A 15,603-nucleotide genomic window follows, 5' to 3' on the forward strand; every position below is an offset into this window, starting at 1 on the left:
AGTGAAGGTAAAGAATGTTGAAGGGTGCAATCTAAATTTTCAGATAAAGTCATAAAAAAATGAGCGTATTTACATACACTCATTTTTACTACATTTTACTAATATTTGCTTAACTGACTGGCATTAACCCTTTGGTGCCTTTTTTTAATTTCAAACTTAAAAATTAAGCTGGAATATTACGTACCGATGCATTACGGATTGCTTCTTTCAATGCATCATAACCATGAATTGGCGGGAATTGCGGGAATTCTGCAATCACATTCTCTGGTGCATCGAACAGGAAGCCATGATCTGCTTCACCCAGCATTGTGGTATCGTTATATGAATCACCAGCTGCAATCACACGGAAATTCAGACCATGTAATGCTTTTACTGCCTGACGCTTCTGATCTGGCTGGCGAAGTTTATAAGCAGTGATCATGCCCTCTTCATCAGTTTCCAGCTTATGACAGAAAATCGTTGGCCAGCCTAGTTGCTTCATTAAAGGATGAGCAAATTCATAGAAAGTATCAGATAGAATAATCAGCTGAAAATGAGTACTTACCCATTCTACAAATTCTTTGGCGCCTTCGAATGGTCCCATATCCGCAATCACAGCCTGGATATCATTTAGACCCAAACCATGCTGTTTTAAAATATTCAAACGCTGGGTCATCAACACATCATAGTCAGGAATATCACGTGTCGTTGCTTCGAGCTCTTTAATACCTGTTTTTTTAGCAAAATTGATCCAGATTTCTGGAACCAAAACGCCCTCTAGATCTAGACATACGACTTCCATGAAGCATCCCCTCAGTTGTATTGAAAAAATTTTGCCCTATCATAGCTGAAGAAAAAGATTTTGCACTGTTCTTTTTTAAATCTGTTTTTTTCATAAGTATTTATTTTTTAGTGATAAGTAGCTTTGGGCATTTCTATTAAAATAGAATAAATCTGAAATAAATACATATAGGCCACGTCATTTCCAAGCCTATGCCGCCAGGACTCATATGACCAAAATCCCCACTATTGCTATGGTAGATGCGCTTGCATCTGAATATGCAGATAAATCACCAAGTGAAATTTTAGCGCTTGCTCTCGAGCAGGAAGGCGAAATTGCCATTTCATTTTCTGGTGCAGAAGATGTTGTACTGATTGATATGGCATCTAATTTAGGTAAACCTTTCCGGGTATTTAGCCTGGATACAGGGCGTCTGCATGCTGAGACTTATCAATTTATTGAAAAAGTTCGCCAGCACTATAATATTGATATCGAAATCTGTTTCCCGGAAACAGATGCGATTCAACAACTGACGACTGAAAAAGGTTTGTTCAGTTTCTACCGTGACGGCCATCAGGAATGTTGCGGAATCCGCAAGGTGCAACCTTTACGCAAAAAACTGGCAACTTTAGATGGCTGGATTACCGGTCAGCGTAAAGACCAAAGCCCGGGAACACGTAATGACATTCCAGTGGTTCAATCTGATGAAGGTTTTTCTGGTCCAGGCAAACAGCTGATTAAATATAATCCCCTTGCCAACTGGTCTAGTGCAGATGTGTGGAATTATATCCGAATGATGGAAATTCCATACAACCCACTACATGAAAAAGGTTTTATCTCCATTGGCTGTGAACCTTGTACCCGTCCTGTGCTGCCAAATCAGCATGAACGTGAAGGACGCTGGTGGTGGGAAGAAGCCACCCATAAAGAATGTGGCTTGCATGCCGGGAACTTGAAAAAATAATCTTAAAAAACCATCCGTTCGTCGGGTGGTTTTTTTGTGAACCAATCGGCTACAGAAAAATCAGTACCTTTATGCGACAAAATCGCTATACTTTGTAATGTGATACCAATAATTCTAACAAGGTTGCTTATACATGAGCAGCTGAAGAAAATGCAGTGAGGCAATCTACGCTATGCGTCCATTACATCCGATTGACTTTATTTTTTTGTCTTTAGAGAAACGGCAGCAGCCTATGCATGTAGGCGGGTTATTTTTGTTTCAAATTCCTGACAATGCACCAGCCTCTTTTATCCGGGATCTGGTGACTGATATTCGCAATTCCAAATCCTCACCGATTCCTCCATTTAATAACTATTTAAACGGTTTATTTTGGGATGAAGATGAAGAGTTTGATTTAGATCATCATTTTCGTCATATTGCCTTACCGAAACCTGGGCGTATCCGCGAGCTGCTGACTTATATTTCCCAAGAACACAGCGCACTGATTGACCGCGCTAAACCTTTATGGACCTGTCATATTATTGAAGGCATTGAAGGCAACCGTTTTGCCATGTACTTCAAGATTCACCATGCGATGGTAGATGGTATTGCAGGCATGCGTCTGGTAGAAAAATCACTTTCCCATGATCCACATGCGAAAAGTATTGTGCCACCTTGGTGTGTAGAAGGTCCACGAGCAAAACGTCTGAAAGCGCCGAAAGTCAGCCGCATGAAGAATGTATTACAGGCGATTAAAGGCCAGCTGGAATGTACGCCACGAGTGGCTTATGAATTATCACAAACCGTACTGAAAGATATGGGGCGTAATCCGGATTATGTGTCCAGCTTTCAAGCACCAAGTTCTATTTTAAATCAGCGCGTCAGTGCTTCACGTCGTTTCGCAGCCCAATCTTTTGAATTCTCACGTTTACGTCATATTTCTAAAGCTTTAGGTGTAACGATTAATGATATCGTGTTAGCGATCTGTTCAGGTGCCTTACGCGAATATTTACTCACACAAAATGCCTTGCCGAAAAAACCATTAATTGCAATGGTGCCCGCTTCTGTACGTAGCGATGACTCCGATGTTTCCAACCGTATTACCATGATTCTGGCGAATCTGGGCACGCATAAGGATGATCCTTTGGAGCGTCTTAAAACGGTACGTCGCAGTGTACTCAGTGCTAAAGAACGCTTTAAGCGCATGAATGCCAATCAGATTCTGAACTATAGTGCTTTTGTCTACGGTCTTGCAGGATTCAATATTGCATCTGGCTTAATGCCAAAACGTCAGGCATTTAACGTGATCATTTCCAATGTCCCTGGTCCTCAGGAACCTCTGTACTGGAATGGCGCACGTTTGGAAGCCTTATATCCGGCTTCGATTGTACTGGATGGACAGGCACTGAATATCACCATGACCAGTTATATGGACAAGCTTGAAGTAGGTCTTACTGCTTGCCGTAATGCTCTACCCAAAATGCAGAATCTATTGACTCATCTTGAAGAAGAAATTCAACGCTTCGAACGGATTGTGGATGGTGAACCCGTCCCAAAGTTGAAAGCGGTCAGTTAGCCGCGGACGAATAAAATCTGGCAATGGACTGCTAAAAAGTGTGTGAGCACTTTTGCCAATCATTTAGTAAAAAATAAAGGGGCAATTTAAGCCCCTTTATTTTATTCTTTTTACAGTTTGAATGAAATTCATACAACCGCAATCTATTTTGGTTTAATTAACTTTTAATAGTACGACATTGTTTCAATAACTGATGGCAGACAGAGCGAATCATAGAAGCTGTAATCTGAACTTCATTCCCGCGTTCATCCACAATATATCCTGCATGCACAGCCTTTGGTTCTAATACGTGTTTCAAGCTTTTATTGATTACAACTTTACTCATACTCATCATAGACTCCTTTTGCTAAGCCTAGAACTGGGAGAAAGGCTTTGGCTAATTTGATGTTTCTAGTATTGTAAATATCAGTAGAGTTGTAAAATTTCAGATGTAACAAGTGTTTAACGATATTCTGTTACAATTTCAGCTGAGAATGATATCGTATTGCTCTTGCGTGTATAAATTTTCGACCTGGAATTTAATTACACGATTAATAAAGTGTTCCAGATCCGCTACAGCTGGGGCTTCTGCAGTCAACAGCCGATCAATCACTGCCGGATGGGCAACAACAGTAAAGCCACTTTGTGATTCATAAGCGCGAGCATAGCGCAGGATTTCCCGAAAAATTTCGTAACACACTGATTCTGCTGTTTTCACATATCCACGTCCCTGACAGGTCGGACAGGACTCGCATAACAAGTGTTCCAAAGACTCACGGGTACGCTTACGCGTCATCTCCACCAACCCCAGTTCAGACACCTGGGTGATCTTGGTTTTGGCATGATCACGTTCCAGCATTTTCACAAACTGGTTCATCACCTCTTCACGGTGCTGGGCTTCCTGCATGTCAATAAAGTCAATGATGATAATACCGCCCAGATTACGCAGACGCAGCTGACGTGCAATCACCTGTGTGGCTTCCATATTGGTTTTAAACACCGTATCTTCCAGCGAGCGACCGCCCACATAAGAACCGGTATTAACATCAATGGTGGTCATGGCTTCAGTCTGGTCAATCATCAGATAACCGCCGGACTTCAGTGCGACACGGGTTTGTAAAGCCTTTTGCAGATCTTCTTCGACATTGTACAAATCGAAAATTGGTCGCTCGCCCGGATAATGTAGCAAACGGTCTTTCATGTTCGGCACGAACTCATCCACAAACTCTTTCAGCTTGCCATGGATTTCGCGTGAATCGATATAGATCTTTTCGGTTTCTTCATTAGCCAGGTCACGAATGACACGCTGTGGCAAAGGCAGTTCTTCAAAGATCAATGAAGGCACTGCGATTACTTTTTGTTTGCGCTGGATGTATTCCCACAGTTTGGCTAAGTAAGCCATATCCTGTGCAATCGCCTCTTCTTCAATGCCATCCGCAGCAGTACGGACAATCACGGAGCCTGGCAACTTGTGTTCTGCCTGAATACGCTCAATGATCGAGCGTAAACGATTGCGTTCATCTTCGGATTCAATCCGCTGCGATACGCCAATATGATTGCCATATGGCATCAGGACCAAATAACGTGAAGGAATAGAAAGATCAGTAGATAGGCGTGCGCCCTTGGTACCGAGCATGTCTTTCATCACCTGAACGGTAAGAATCAGACCCGGCTGCAGCAGTTCGAATACATTCGGCGTTGGCTGGTTACGTGGCCAGACCATGTCATTGATATGCAAAAATGCCGTTCTGGACAGGCCAATATCAACAAAAGCGGCCTGCATGCCCGGCAAGACCCGGACCACTTTTCCTTTATAGATATTCCCGACCAATCCGCGCTTGGCCGTACGCTCGACAAACAGTTCATTCACCGTGCCGTTTTCAATCAACGCCACCCGACATTCCATCGGTGTGACGTTAATCAACAACTCGTCAGACATAACAACACTCAAAACATTATAAGAATTCTTTTTCAGCAGTTAATTTAGTGCCTTAACCGTCTGCAATAACTGTACTGTTTCATATAGTGGCAACCCCACTACATTCGAATAACTACCTTCTATTCTTGGAATATAACGCGCTGCAATTCCCTGTATTGCATAGGCGCCTGCTTTCCCAAGCGGCTCACCTGTTGCCCAGTAACTTTCCATATCATGGCTATTTAGTGGCTGAAATTCAACCTGTGTACGAACTACTATACTGTATTTTTCTTCTTTTGTGCGGACGCACACTCCAGTATACACATCATGCCATCTCCCTGAAATTTTTTCCCACATTTCAAAGGCATGCTGTTTGGATTCAGGTTTCCCCAAAATCTCATTATTCACACCTAAACTGGTATCCGCAGCAATAATAATGGCATCCGGAAACAGCTTGGCCACCGCTTCCGCTTTGACTTGCGCCAGACGTTCGACATAGGCTGCAATGGACTCATTTTCCAGTACAGATTCGTCTACATCTGGGCTACAGATCTCAAAGTTCAGCCCGAGTTGCTGCAAAAGTTCACGGCGTCGGGGTGAGCTGGAAGCGAGGATTAAATGCGCCATTTTCTCAAAAAGTAATAAAGCACTGGCCATATGATGACACTAGTCAGCATGGGAATCCAATGTCGTGCAAATGAGAATTGTACGCCGGTCGAAATCTGGGCAAAGAAGATAATCATCAAATGTGCCAGAATCGCAATTGCCGTAATGACCCATAAATTAGCAAAGGTCAGAATACGGCGCTCACGGGTCAGGAAACGTGCCACAAAAGCAATGATGATAAAGCTGAGTGCATTGAGACCTAAGGGCGCATCAAGCAGTAAATCAATGAAGATCCCGGTAGCAAATGCAAACCAGATCCCGCACCAGGTCGGCTGACACAATACCCAGAACAGCATAACCATTAACATAAATAATGGACGCCATCCCGAAGTCTCGTAAGACAGTGGATAGACTGAGAGAACAGAAGCCACGATCACCGATATGACAATGGCAAATAAAGGATCACGATGTGTTTTAGGTCGCATCTTAGCGATTGACATGCGGTTGCTCCATCGCTAATGAGTCAGAGAACAGCACGACGACATGATGACCACCGGCCAACTGTGCCGCTGGAGTAACATCAATCTGGGCAAATTCTCCTGAATTATGCCGTTTCACGTTAGAGACCGTCCCCACCAGATAACCTGCCGGAAAATGCTGTCCCAGACCCGAGCTGTAAACTTTTTCACCGACTTTGATATTGGCGCTGGTCGGTACATATTCCATTTTCAGGCGTCCCAGATCCCCGGTCCCCGAGACAATGGCACGCATACCAGTATGTTCCAGACGCACTGACAAGGAGTGTTCTTTATCAGAGAGCAGCATGACCCGGCTACTATGCGGATAGACATCAATAATCTGTCCCATAATCCCCATATCATCCAGTACGGTCTGACCGACTTTCAGCTTGTTATTGGAACCACGGTTGATCACGATGATATGGCGCAGCGGATCAGCATCGGTACCAATCACCTCAGCAATTTCCATACGCCCATCAAGAATCAGAGGGGTATCTAAAAGACCACGCAAACGGGTATTTTCCGCAGAAAGCTCTGCAATTTTTTGTAAGCGAACTTGCGCCTGCAATAGCTCAGCCCGCATCGCGGTGTTCTCACGACGCAGTTGTGCTTCAGATTTGGTTTGTTGATTCAGCCATTCTCGCGACAGTACCGGATAGCTGGCCACGGCATAAATGGGATTATAGGCCGCGTACAAGACATCCCTTGCAGGTTGAACAACATGTGGCATGCGCCAGTCAAAGAACAGCACCACCAGACATGTTATCAGTGCAATGATAAAAGAGCGAAAAGATGGCGGTTGTCGAGAAAACAGATGTGCTTGCACCCGCCGAATCCTTGTCTTAGCCTACAAATAACATGTCATGATTTGGATTGTCGAAGAATTCGAGTACCTTACCACCACCACGAGTCACGCAAGACAGTGGATCTTCAGCAACCACCACAGGAAGACCTGTTTCTTTGGCAAGCAGCTTGTCCAGGTTACGCAGCAATGCACCACCACCGGTCAACACGATCCCGCGTTCAGCGATGTCAGAAGACAGTTCAGGAGGTGTTTGTTCCAATGCAGATTTCACCGCAGACACGATGTTTTGTAGTGGATCAGAAATCGCTTGAGTGACTTCATCCGAGTTCACCACAATCGCACGAGGCACACCTTCAGCCAGGTTACGGCCACGGACTTCAATTTCCAGTGGTTTTGCACCTTCATCTGGAAGTGCCATGCCAACTTCTTTTTTGATCACTTCAGCTGTGGTTTCACCGATCACGCAACCATGTGCCTTACGTACGTAGTTGATGATCTGTTCATCAAATACATCACCGCCAATACGCAGCGAGTCTGCATATACACAGCCCTGTAATGAAATTACTGCAATCTCAGTTGTACCGCCGCCCACATCAACAACCATCGAACCACACGCCTGCTCAACCGGCATGCCTGCACCAATTGCAGCTGCCATCGGCTCTTCAATCAGACGTACTTCACGCGCACCCGCATTATAAACTGCTTCACGGATCGCACGGCGTTCAACCAGTGTCGATTTACATGGCACGCAAACCACCACGCGTGGCGCTGGCGGGAATAAACGTTTTTCGTGTACCTTACCAATGAACTGATTTAACATGGTTTCGGTCACTTCGAAATCCGCAATCACGCCGTCTTTCATCGGACGGATTGCAGAAATATTTGCTGGGGTACGACCAAGCATTTGTTTCGCGTCAAGACCTACGGCAGCAACAATTTTATGTGAACCACTGTGACGGATGGCTACAACCGTCGGTTCATTTAATATAATGCCTCGTCCTGGCGCATAAATAAGTGTATTTGCAGTACCTAAATCAATAGCGAGATCTGGCGAAAACAAGCCTATTAGTCGTTTTAGAATCACGGGGACGTTCTCAGTTAAACTTTATATGGACGCAAGGTGGCCACTTTAACTAAATGTGATGATTTGGACAAGTCAATCGCTTATCATAACGCATGATAATTTGAATTTTTTTAATACTGATTAGGTAATATTATGTCTACATCGGATGCACAGTCTTCTGCAGATTTAAATGCAGAAACAGTTTCAGCTATTGCCAACCTCGCAAGGTTATCTCTTAATGATACGCAATCTGCTGAATATGCTCAAAGTTTAAATAAAATTTTAGGCATGATGGAAACCCTGAAAGGCATCGATACTGACGGTGTTGAACCACTGAAAAGCCCTTTCGACCACCCACAGCCTTTACGTGAAGATGTCGTGTCGGAAAGCAATCATCGTGAGGAATACCAAGCAGTTGCACCTGCTGTACAGGACGGTTTGTATCTCGTCCCACGCGTGATTGAGTAATTACTACCCAGTTCATTCTTTTTATTAAATTAAACGTAAAGAATTATTTCTCATGACAGATTTACACCGCTTATCCATTCGTGAACTGACTGAAGGTTTGGCAAATGCTCAATTTTCATCCCGCGAATTGACTCAACACTATTTAAAACGCATCGAAAAAATTGATGCACAGGTCAAGGCTTATGTGACCGTGACTGCTGAACAGGCATTGGCTCAAGCTGATGCTGCCGATGCTGCAATCAAAGCAGGCAACGCCACCGCCCTGACTGGTGTGCCCATTGCACATAAAGATATTTTCTGTACCCAAGGCATTAAAACCACAGCCGGTTCTAAAATGCTGGACAATTTTATCTCTCCTTACGACGCGACCGTTGTAGCGAAAGGTAAAGCTGCGGGCTTAGTCACACTTGGTAAAGTGAACATGGATGAATTTGCCATGGGTTCAACTTCCGAGTCTTCTTATTTTGGCGCGACCAAAAACCCTTGGGCACTAGATCATGTTCCGGGCGGTTCTTCAGGTGGTTCTGCTGCGGTTGTGGCTGCTGATCTAGCACCTTTTGCAACCGGTACGGATACCGGTGGTTCAATCCGTCAACCAGCATCTTTTTGTGGTCTGACTGGTCTGAAACCGACTTATGGCCGTGTATCACGTTTCGGTATGATCGCCTATGCATCATCTTTAGACCAAGGCGGCCCAATGGCACGTTCAGCTGAAGACTGTGCTTACCTGATGAATGTGATGGCAGGCCACGATGCTAAAGACTCTACTTCAATGGAAAAAGAAGTGGATGATTATGTGGCAAACCTGAACGGCACATCTGTGAAAGGCCTACGTATTGGTATTCCAAAACAGTACTTCAATGTTGAGGGTCTTGCCGCTGATGTAAAAGCACGCGTTGAAGAATCCTTAAAAAAACTGGAAGAAATGGGCGCTATTCTGGTTGAGATTGATCTCAACATGACAGAAAGCTACGTGCCGACCTATTACCTGATTGCCCCTGCTGAAGCATCTTCAAACCTGTCACGTTATGACGGCGTGCGTTATGGCTACCGCTGTGAAAACCCAGTGGACTTGATGGACCTGTACAAGCGTTCCCGTTCAGAAGGTTTCGGTGCTGAAGTGCAACGCCGTATTCTGATTGGTACTTATGCCCTTTCTGCCGGTTATTACGATGCCTACTATGTGAAAGCACAAAAAGTACGTCGTTTAATTCAACAAGACTTCCTAAAAGCATTCGAATCTGTAGATGTGATTGCTGCGCCTTCTGCACCAACCACTGCATACCGGATCGGTGCAAACTTAAGCCCAGTTGAAATGTACCTGGGTGACATCTACACCATCGCGGTAAACCTTGCAGGTCTTCCTGCGATTAACGCGCCTGTTGGTTTTGACAAAGACAACCTGCCAGTTGGCTTACAGCTGATTGGTAACTACTGGTCAGAATCGCAATTGTTGTCTGTGGTACATCAGTATCAACAAGCAACGGATTGGCATACAAAACGCGCTGCAATTGCTGAGGAGAATGCATAATGGCGAAGAACAACGCTAAACCAAAATCTAACCTGATTGATGGTTGGGAAGTTGTCATTGGTATCGAGATTCATACTCAGCTGGCGACGAAATCTAAGATCTTCTCGGGTTCATCAACCGAGTTTGGTAATGATCCAAACACTCAGGCAAGTCTGGTTGATTTGGCCATGCCGGGCGTATTGCCAGTACTGAACAAAGAAGTGGTGGATTTAGCGATTCGCTTTGGTTTGGGTATCGACGCGTACATCGACCAGGCGTCTGTGTTTGCACGTAAAAACTATTTCTATCCGGATTCTCCAAAAGGCTACCAGATCAGCCAGATGGACAACCCGATTGTGGGCTTGGGTCATATCGACATCCAGCTTGAAGATGGCACCACTAAACGCATTGGCGTGACTCGTGCACACCTTGAGGAAGATGCTGGTAAATCGATTCATGACCAGTTTGAAGGTATGTCAGGTATCGACTTAAATCGTGCAGGTACACCTTTACTTGAGATTGTATCTGAACCAGATATGCGTTCGGTTGAGGAAGCGGTTGCCTACATTAAAGCGATTCACACGCTGGTTCGCTGGTTAGGTATTTCTGACGGTAACATGGCAGAAGGTTCGTTCCGTGCCGACTGTAACGTGTCTTTACGCCGTCCGGGTCAACCGTTCGGTACACGTTGTGAATTGAAAAACCTGAACTCATTCCGTTTCATTGAACAAGCGATCAATGTTGAAATTGAACGTCAAATGGAAATTCTGGAATGGGACGGCACCATTGATCAGGAAACTCGTCTGTTCGACCCTGTGAAGATGGAAACCCGTTCAATGCGTTCTAAGGAAGAAGCGAACGATTACCGCTACTTCCCTGATCCTGACTTGTTGCCTGTGGTGATTCCAGATGCGCAAATCGAAGCGATTAAAGCGCAAATGCCTGAGCTTCCTGCTGCTCGTCGTGCGCGTTTCGTGGCTGACTTCGGTGTGACTGAATACGATGCTCACGTACTGACACTGACTCGTGAAATGTCAGAGTTTTACGAAGATGTGGTGAAAGCTGCTGGCGGTGCTGCACAAGGTAAGATTGCGGCAAACTGGGTAATGGGTGAATTCTCAGGTGCTTTAAACAAAGCTGGCCTAGACCTTGCTGACTCTCCTGTGTCGAGTGAGAAATTGGGCGGTATGATCGCGCGTATTGTCGATAACACCATTAGCGGTAAGATCGCGAAACAGGTGTTTGGCTTTATGTGGGAAGAAGGCAAAACTGCGGACGAGATTATTGCTGAGAAAGGCTTGAAACAGGAAACTGATACAGGCGCGATTGAAGCGATTATTAAGGATGTACTTGCTGCCAACGAGAAGATGGTTGAAGAGTATAAATCTGGTAAAGAGAAAGCTTTCAACGGTCTGGTTGGTCAGGTGATGAAAGCATCACGTGGTAAAGCCAACCCTGCTCAAGTGAATGAATTGATGAAGAAATTGATTGGTTGATCTATTCGCTAATTATTTGATTTCATGTTATAAAAACCTCGCTTAATGCGGGGTTTTTTTATGGGAGAAAGTATGGAAATTAAAATTTACTTTAATAAAACTAGTGCACCCCCGCTATTAGAAAACTTTTCAGGTTATCTCATTTTACTCTCTCCCTCTAATTGGGATGATTTTGGATACAAAACAACGTTTAATATCCATATTTGTGACTATTCTAAGAACCCTTGTATAAAGAAAAGTTTTGGTATAATTAAAATTGGTCAACTTGCGCAATCACCAACAAATAGTATTTTTGAAACAGAATATTTTAAATACTATTTTGATTTACCTATCCCACAACGCTTTCTAAACACACTACCAAATAATTTATTTTCTTTGCCAGAATACGAACACTTTTATTTCGATCTAGAAAATTATTTCTCGGAGGACTTAACTTTACTTAGTTCCTTTTACGAAAAAATTAGAGATATTGTTAAAAATAACTTACAGCATCAGATTCTAACTGAAAACTTTTTTATTAAATCCTTTAAAAGGACGATGTGTTTTACTACTCAACAAGAGTTTCAATGGTTATATGAAAAAACCAAATCTATAGATATTTTTGAAAAAAATATATTGAAAGCTAAGCAAATTCTTAACCATAATTATCCTGCTGATTTAGAAGAAGATATTAATATAATGCTACATGGTTTTCTTATTGCTACATTAGAGAATTATCTTGAAACAACGTTCATTACAACTGTACTTTCATCAGATAGCTTTATCCTCAAGCAAGCTTTAAACGATGGCTCAACCAAAGATTTAACATTCAAAATTCAAGAATTAAATAATTGGAAAGATACTCTTAGAAAAAAAGTAGAAGACTCTCTTAAAACAAAATCATTCCATAATGTTCAAACTGTTATTCCTATGTTTAAGACAACATTAAACTGTGATATTCCCAAAACTACTTGGCTAGTGCCAGCCGTTGAGAAAAGACATGATTGTGCTCATAGAGCTGGGTATACTAAAGAACAGAAGAAAATACGAATCTCAAAAGAAGATATCGATACCCTTATTACAAATATCAGCGAGTTCGTTAGCAAAATACAACTTCAAATTCTAAAAATAGATTAAATGTTCTCTCTCCTTTTAAGAAAGAATTATTAATTTATTTTCATAACTTTATTTATAGAATCAATCCAAACACTTCATATCTAAAACAACATGACTATCAAAAAAGTATCCTCCCTCACCAAACTCGAAGACTTAGGGCGCGTCCAGCTGTCAAAGTCCTTTTTTATGCGTGATTTCCTGTATAGCGAAATCTCCAATTGGTATGGTGTGCCAAACTTCCCCGACCATCCTGAAAAAGCCATCTACACAGGCACACGACTCTGCGAAGAACTACTTGAACCTCTCCAAGACAAATTTGGACGCATCACCATTCGATCCGCTTATCGTTCGCCACAAGTGAATCAACTTGGCAACGAAAAAGGACATAACTGTGCTAGCAATGAAAAAAACTTTGCCAGCCATATTTGGGACTATCCCGACGAAAAAGGTCACGGCGCAACAGCGTGTATAGTCATTCCTTCATTTCTAGAACTGTATGAAAAAGACCAATCCAACTGGCAACAACTTGCCTATTGGATTCATAACAATCTGAACTATAGCCATCTGCAATTTTTCCCAAAATTGTGTGCTTTTAATATTGGTTGGCATGAACAACCTGCTCGGGAAATTTATAGTTATATTCAGCCAAAAGGTTATTTGCTGAGGGGTGAAGCTGTAAATCCGGAGTTTGAGAGGTTTTATCCTGATTTGTTGTAATTCTTTCTCCCTCACCCCCTTGCGAAGCAGTGCTTCTCATCCCATAGAGAGAGGGAGAAATCATTCCTAATTAAAAGCCGCTATAAATTTAATATTGGAAGTTCCCTCTCCTTTTAGGAGAGGGTTAGGGAGAGGTATTTCTAAAACGAAGTACAAGTGAGGATTAGAGAAAAGTCAAATTTCTGCTATAAAATCAAAAACAAACCGAAGAAAAATAAAAACATGTCAAATCACATTATCTTACTCAGCATTATCCTGATCATTCTTGTGTTCATCATTGGCGCATATCAGTCAAGAAGACGTAAATCTATCAAACCACGTACACTCACAGCCAGACAAAGCAAAATTGCCAACCTTTCCGATGGTATCGAGCTAATTTTCACGCCCATTTTCTGGATCATTAAACTCATGATCGGGATATTCAAATCATAAAGCGGTTGTTAACGATTTTTTTGAATTTGATCATAAAATCGTGTCTGTCCCATATTGAAAATCACTCAACAGGAATACAATCTGCACATTCTCCCATCCCGCCCTTACCATGTCGAAAAACCTCGCTACGCTGATTGGCTTAAGTGCCATTTTACAGTGGTCATCTATCGTGGGATTACTCAAAAAAATCAGTTTTAGTATTGGACCTGATCTGGCTGTACTTATGATGTATAGCTTAAGCACCCTGCTCTTACTGGCTGTTTTTGGCGTTCCCAAACTCAAAACCATACCCAAATTTTATCTGCTCAGTGCAGCTGCATTATTTCTGGTATATGAAATCTGCTTTGCCTATGCCGTAGCACTCGCACAAACTGCACAGCAAGCCATTGAAATTAGTCTGGTGAATTATCTGTGGCCCAGTATGACCATCGCCATGTTCATTCTATTTCATGAACTAAAATTTCACAGCTTGGTGGTGGTAGGGCTCAGTATTAGTCTGGCAGGTATTTTTTATATCCAGACGGGCAACGGCGATATTCATTTAGCAACCGTCATTCACAACATGCAGGCCAATCCAACCAGTTACATATTGGCATTCATTGGGGCGAGTTTATGGTCGTTATATTGTGTATTTACCAAAAAATACAGCCAAGGACATAACCCAATCGTGTTCTTTTTCGCGATGGTAAGTGTGGTTCTCTGGAGCAAGACGCTGCTGTTAGATCACGAACAACTGCCGCAACTTCTTAATATTGACTTGAATATTATGCTGTATATGTTGCTGGTTTCGGTCGTAACTGGATTGGGCTATGCAGCCTGGAATATCGGGATTAATCAGGGTAATATCGCAATGCTGGTCGCGTTATCTTATTTTAGCCCGATCTTTTCGTCTATCATTTCGATGTGGGTACTGAATACCAGTCTATCGCATACCTTTTGGATCGGTACGATGATGGTCACCTTAGGTTCATTTATTTGCTGGCTATCGACCAACTGGAATGAAATTCGAGACCGCCTGTTTCCAGGCAAGCTCTATAAAACTTAAACTACATTTTTGCGGTTTAAGTTTACTGCATCTGCAATTCATTAACGGGTGATGCCTAATTTATTCCACACCTCAGGGGTCAAAAAAGTTGTAACCAGTTTGCTCATATCGATATATTTAAGTACGCCACTTAGCTGACTTTTAATTTCCGGATTTTTCAGTATTTCCTGACCTGTGACCTGCCCAAGCTCCTGGAAACTTTCGCCCACTGCTTGTACTCCTTCAGCCTGAATCACCGCTTTGGTTTGGGTTGGACATTGCTCAACCAGAATCCGCTGTAAAACCGTCACTAAATTTCTGTCGAGTGTTTCCTTTTGAGTTGCAGTTACATTGCTAAAAGCTTTCAGATCGGGATGATTACCCAATGCCACAAAGGTCCATTGCAAGACTGTGGTTTTATCAGTGGCCGTCGTGGATTTCATTAAACAGTCACTAAGCTGATCAACTGTTGGACCGGCTGTCGCAATCTGAGTTGCACCCAGCAATGCTGTAGTCATAAAGACTGCCCGAAGACCCGATAAAGCTTTGAATCCCATATTCCTTTCCTTTTTCACCCGTTCAAACTGCTTGAACAATGCAGTTTCTTTGTAGCATGTAAAAGATTAGAAAACCTGTAGAACTCTGTAACCTGAGAGATAAAAAAAGTCCCGACATCAGTCAGGACTTTTGGAA

General features: G+C 43.0%; 17 protein-coding genes. 9 read left to right on the top strand and 8 right to left on the bottom strand.

Annotation, left to right across the window (positions count from 1 at the left end):
- Nucleotides 1-163 precede the first annotated feature (163 nt).
- Entirely contained in the window at nt 164-781 is a 618-nt protein-coding gene (thrH, locus tag FTU19_RS12790; protein ID WP_125279669.1) for a bifunctional phosphoserine phosphatase/homoserine phosphotransferase ThrH, read from the bottom strand.
- 208 nt (nt 782-989) lie between these two features.
- On the opposite strand from thrH, the gene FTU19_RS12795 reads away from it, so the two are divergent.
- Nucleotides 990-1,724 (top strand): phosphoadenylyl-sulfate reductase, encoded by a 735-nt coding sequence (locus FTU19_RS12795; RefSeq protein ID WP_034703384.1) that lies wholly within the window; start codon nt 990-992, stop codon nt 1,722-1,724.
- A 172-nt stretch (nt 1,725-1,896) separates the two neighbouring features.
- Nucleotides 1,897-3,279, top strand: coding sequence for a wax ester/triacylglycerol synthase family O-acyltransferase (locus FTU19_RS12800; protein ID WP_004783088.1), 1,383 nt, complete (start codon nt 1,897-1,899; stop codon nt 3,277-3,279).
- A gap of 157 nt (nt 3,280-3,436) precedes the next feature.
- On the opposite strand, the gene FTU19_RS12805 is transcribed toward FTU19_RS12800, so the two are convergent.
- The 6 genes from FTU19_RS12805 to FTU19_RS12830 all read right to left on the bottom strand — a co-directional run bounded on the left by FTU19_RS12805 (nt 3,437) and on the right by FTU19_RS12830 (nt 8,189).
- Nucleotides 3,437-3,610 carry a PA1571 family protein gene (locus tag FTU19_RS12805; RefSeq protein ID WP_004783090.1) on the bottom strand — a complete coding sequence of 58 codons (174 nt, stop codon included), beginning with the start codon at nt 3,608-3,610 and terminating at the stop codon, nt 3,437-3,439.
- A 132-nt stretch (nt 3,611-3,742) separates the two neighbouring features.
- A complete protein-coding gene (gene rng, locus FTU19_RS12810) occupies nt 3,743-5,197 on the bottom strand; it encodes a ribonuclease G (protein ID WP_005234484.1) in 1,455 nt (484 codons plus the stop codon).
- A 39-nt stretch (nt 5,198-5,236) separates the two neighbouring features.
- The gene (locus FTU19_RS12815; RefSeq protein ID WP_179993411.1) at nt 5,237-5,803 is read right to left on the bottom strand and encodes a Maf-like protein; all 567 of its coding nucleotides are present in this window, start codon (nt 5,801-5,803) and stop codon (nt 5,237-5,239) included.
- Nucleotides 5,791-6,282, bottom strand: coding sequence for a rod shape-determining protein MreD (gene mreD / locus FTU19_RS12820; protein WP_166139624.1), 492 nt, complete (start codon nt 6,280-6,282; stop codon nt 5,791-5,793). The genes FTU19_RS12815 and mreD overlap by 13 nt, the downstream gene beginning before the upstream one ends.
- Entirely contained in the window at nt 6,269-7,126 is an 858-nt protein-coding gene (mreC, locus tag FTU19_RS12825) for a rod shape-determining protein MreC (RefSeq protein ID WP_004783097.1), read from the bottom strand. The genes mreD and mreC overlap by 14 nt, the downstream gene beginning before the upstream one ends.
- Nucleotides 7,127-7,142: 16 nt before the next feature.
- Nucleotides 7,143-8,189 (bottom strand): rod shape-determining protein, encoded by a 1,047-nt coding sequence (locus FTU19_RS12830; RefSeq protein WP_005234480.1) that lies wholly within the window; start codon nt 8,187-8,189, stop codon nt 7,143-7,145.
- Nucleotides 8,190-8,321: 132 nt separating this feature from the next.
- Between FTU19_RS12830 and gatC the strand changes: the two genes are divergently transcribed.
- The 7 genes from gatC (at nt 8,322) to yddG (ending at nt 14,931) form a co-directional block, all read left to right on the top strand.
- The gene (gene gatC, locus FTU19_RS12835) at nt 8,322-8,636 is read left to right on the top strand and encodes an Asp-tRNA(Asn)/Glu-tRNA(Gln) amidotransferase subunit GatC (RefSeq protein ID WP_005234479.1); all 315 of its coding nucleotides are present in this window, start codon (nt 8,322-8,324) and stop codon (nt 8,634-8,636) included.
- A 52-nt stretch (nt 8,637-8,688) separates the two neighbouring features.
- Nucleotides 8,689-10,167, top strand: a complete 1,479-nt coding sequence (gene gatA / locus FTU19_RS12840) for an Asp-tRNA(Asn)/Glu-tRNA(Gln) amidotransferase subunit GatA (protein ID WP_179993410.1) — start codon at nt 8,689-8,691, stop codon at nt 10,165-10,167.
- Complete coding sequence (gene gatB / locus FTU19_RS12845) at nt 10,167-11,642, top strand: Asp-tRNA(Asn)/Glu-tRNA(Gln) amidotransferase subunit GatB (protein ID WP_179993409.1); 1,476 nt, start codon at nt 10,167-10,169, stop codon at nt 11,640-11,642. The genes gatA and gatB overlap by 1 nt, the downstream gene beginning before the upstream one ends.
- Before the next feature lie 60 nt (nt 11,643-11,702).
- Entirely contained in the window at nt 11,703-12,758 is a 1,056-nt protein-coding gene (locus FTU19_RS12850) for a hypothetical protein (RefSeq protein WP_180131477.1), read from the top strand.
- A gap of 90 nt (nt 12,759-12,848) precedes the next feature.
- Nucleotides 12,849-13,454, top strand: a complete 606-nt coding sequence (locus tag FTU19_RS12855) for a hypothetical protein (protein ID WP_180011453.1) — start codon at nt 12,849-12,851, stop codon at nt 13,452-13,454.
- Nucleotides 13,455-13,676: 222 nt separating this feature from the next.
- The gene (locus FTU19_RS12860) at nt 13,677-13,886 is read left to right on the top strand and encodes a hypothetical protein (RefSeq protein ID WP_179993177.1); all 210 of its coding nucleotides are present in this window, start codon (nt 13,677-13,679) and stop codon (nt 13,884-13,886) included.
- Between the two features lie 109 nt (nt 13,887-13,995).
- Nucleotides 13,996-14,931 carry an aromatic amino acid DMT transporter YddG gene (gene yddG / locus FTU19_RS12865; RefSeq protein WP_179993176.1) on the top strand — a complete coding sequence of 312 codons (936 nt, stop codon included), beginning with the start codon at nt 13,996-13,998 and terminating at the stop codon, nt 14,929-14,931.
- Between the two features lie 41 nt (nt 14,932-14,972).
- Here the strand turns inward: yddG and FTU19_RS12870 are convergent, their stop codons facing one another.
- Nucleotides 14,973-15,467: a hypothetical protein gene (locus tag FTU19_RS12870; RefSeq protein WP_179993175.1), complete on the bottom strand. Its 495-nt coding sequence runs from the start codon at nt 15,465-15,467 to the stop codon at nt 14,973-14,975.
- Nucleotides 15,468-15,603 lie beyond the last annotated feature (136 nt).

It is taken from the genome of Acinetobacter sp. YH12072 (genome assembly GCF_013419565.1).
In the GTDB taxonomy this organism is placed as follows: Bacteria; Pseudomonadota; Gammaproteobacteria; order Pseudomonadales; family Moraxellaceae; genus Acinetobacter.

Excerpts from the sequence above, each read along its gene's own strand:
- yddG (WP_179993176.1), top strand. The coding sequence starts at position 13,996 with ATGTCGAAAAACCTCGCTACGCTGATTGGCTTAAGTGCCATTTTACAG.
- mreD (WP_166139624.1), bottom strand. The coding sequence starts at position 6,282 with ATGTCAATCGCTAAGATGCGACCTAAAACACATCGTGATCCTTTATTT.
- FTU19_RS12870 (WP_179993175.1), bottom strand. The coding sequence starts at position 15,467 with ATGGGATTCAAAGCTTTATCGGGTCTTCGGGCAGTCTTTATGACTACA.
- FTU19_RS12815 (WP_179993411.1), bottom strand. The coding sequence starts at position 5,803 with ATGGCGCATTTAATCCTCGCTTCCAGCTCACCCCGACGCCGTGAACTT.
- FTU19_RS12850 (WP_180131477.1), top strand. The coding sequence starts at position 11,703 with ATGGGAGAAAGTATGGAAATTAAAATTTACTTTAATAAAACTAGTGCA.
- gatC (WP_005234479.1), top strand. The coding sequence starts at position 8,322 with ATGTCTACATCGGATGCACAGTCTTCTGCAGATTTAAATGCAGAAACA.
- FTU19_RS12800 (WP_004783088.1), top strand. The coding sequence starts at position 1,897 with ATGCGTCCATTACATCCGATTGACTTTATTTTTTTGTCTTTAGAGAAA.
- FTU19_RS12795 (WP_034703384.1), top strand. The coding sequence starts at position 990 with ATGACCAAAATCCCCACTATTGCTATGGTAGATGCGCTTGCATCTGAA.
- FTU19_RS12805 (WP_004783090.1), bottom strand. The coding sequence starts at position 3,610 with ATGAGTATGAGTAAAGTTGTAATCAATAAAAGCTTGAAACACGTATTA.
- rng (WP_005234484.1), bottom strand. The coding sequence starts at position 5,197 with ATGTCTGACGAGTTGTTGATTAACGTCACACCGATGGAATGTCGGGTG.
- gatB (WP_179993409.1), top strand. The coding sequence starts at position 10,167 with ATGGCGAAGAACAACGCTAAACCAAAATCTAACCTGATTGATGGTTGG.
- FTU19_RS12855 (WP_180011453.1), top strand. The coding sequence starts at position 12,849 with ATGACTATCAAAAAAGTATCCTCCCTCACCAAACTCGAAGACTTAGGG.
- FTU19_RS12860 (WP_179993177.1), top strand. The coding sequence starts at position 13,677 with ATGTCAAATCACATTATCTTACTCAGCATTATCCTGATCATTCTTGTG.
- thrH (WP_125279669.1), bottom strand. The coding sequence starts at position 781 with ATGGAAGTCGTATGTCTAGATCTAGAGGGCGTTTTGGTTCCAGAAATC.
- gatA (WP_179993410.1), top strand. The coding sequence starts at position 8,689 with ATGACAGATTTACACCGCTTATCCATTCGTGAACTGACTGAAGGTTTG.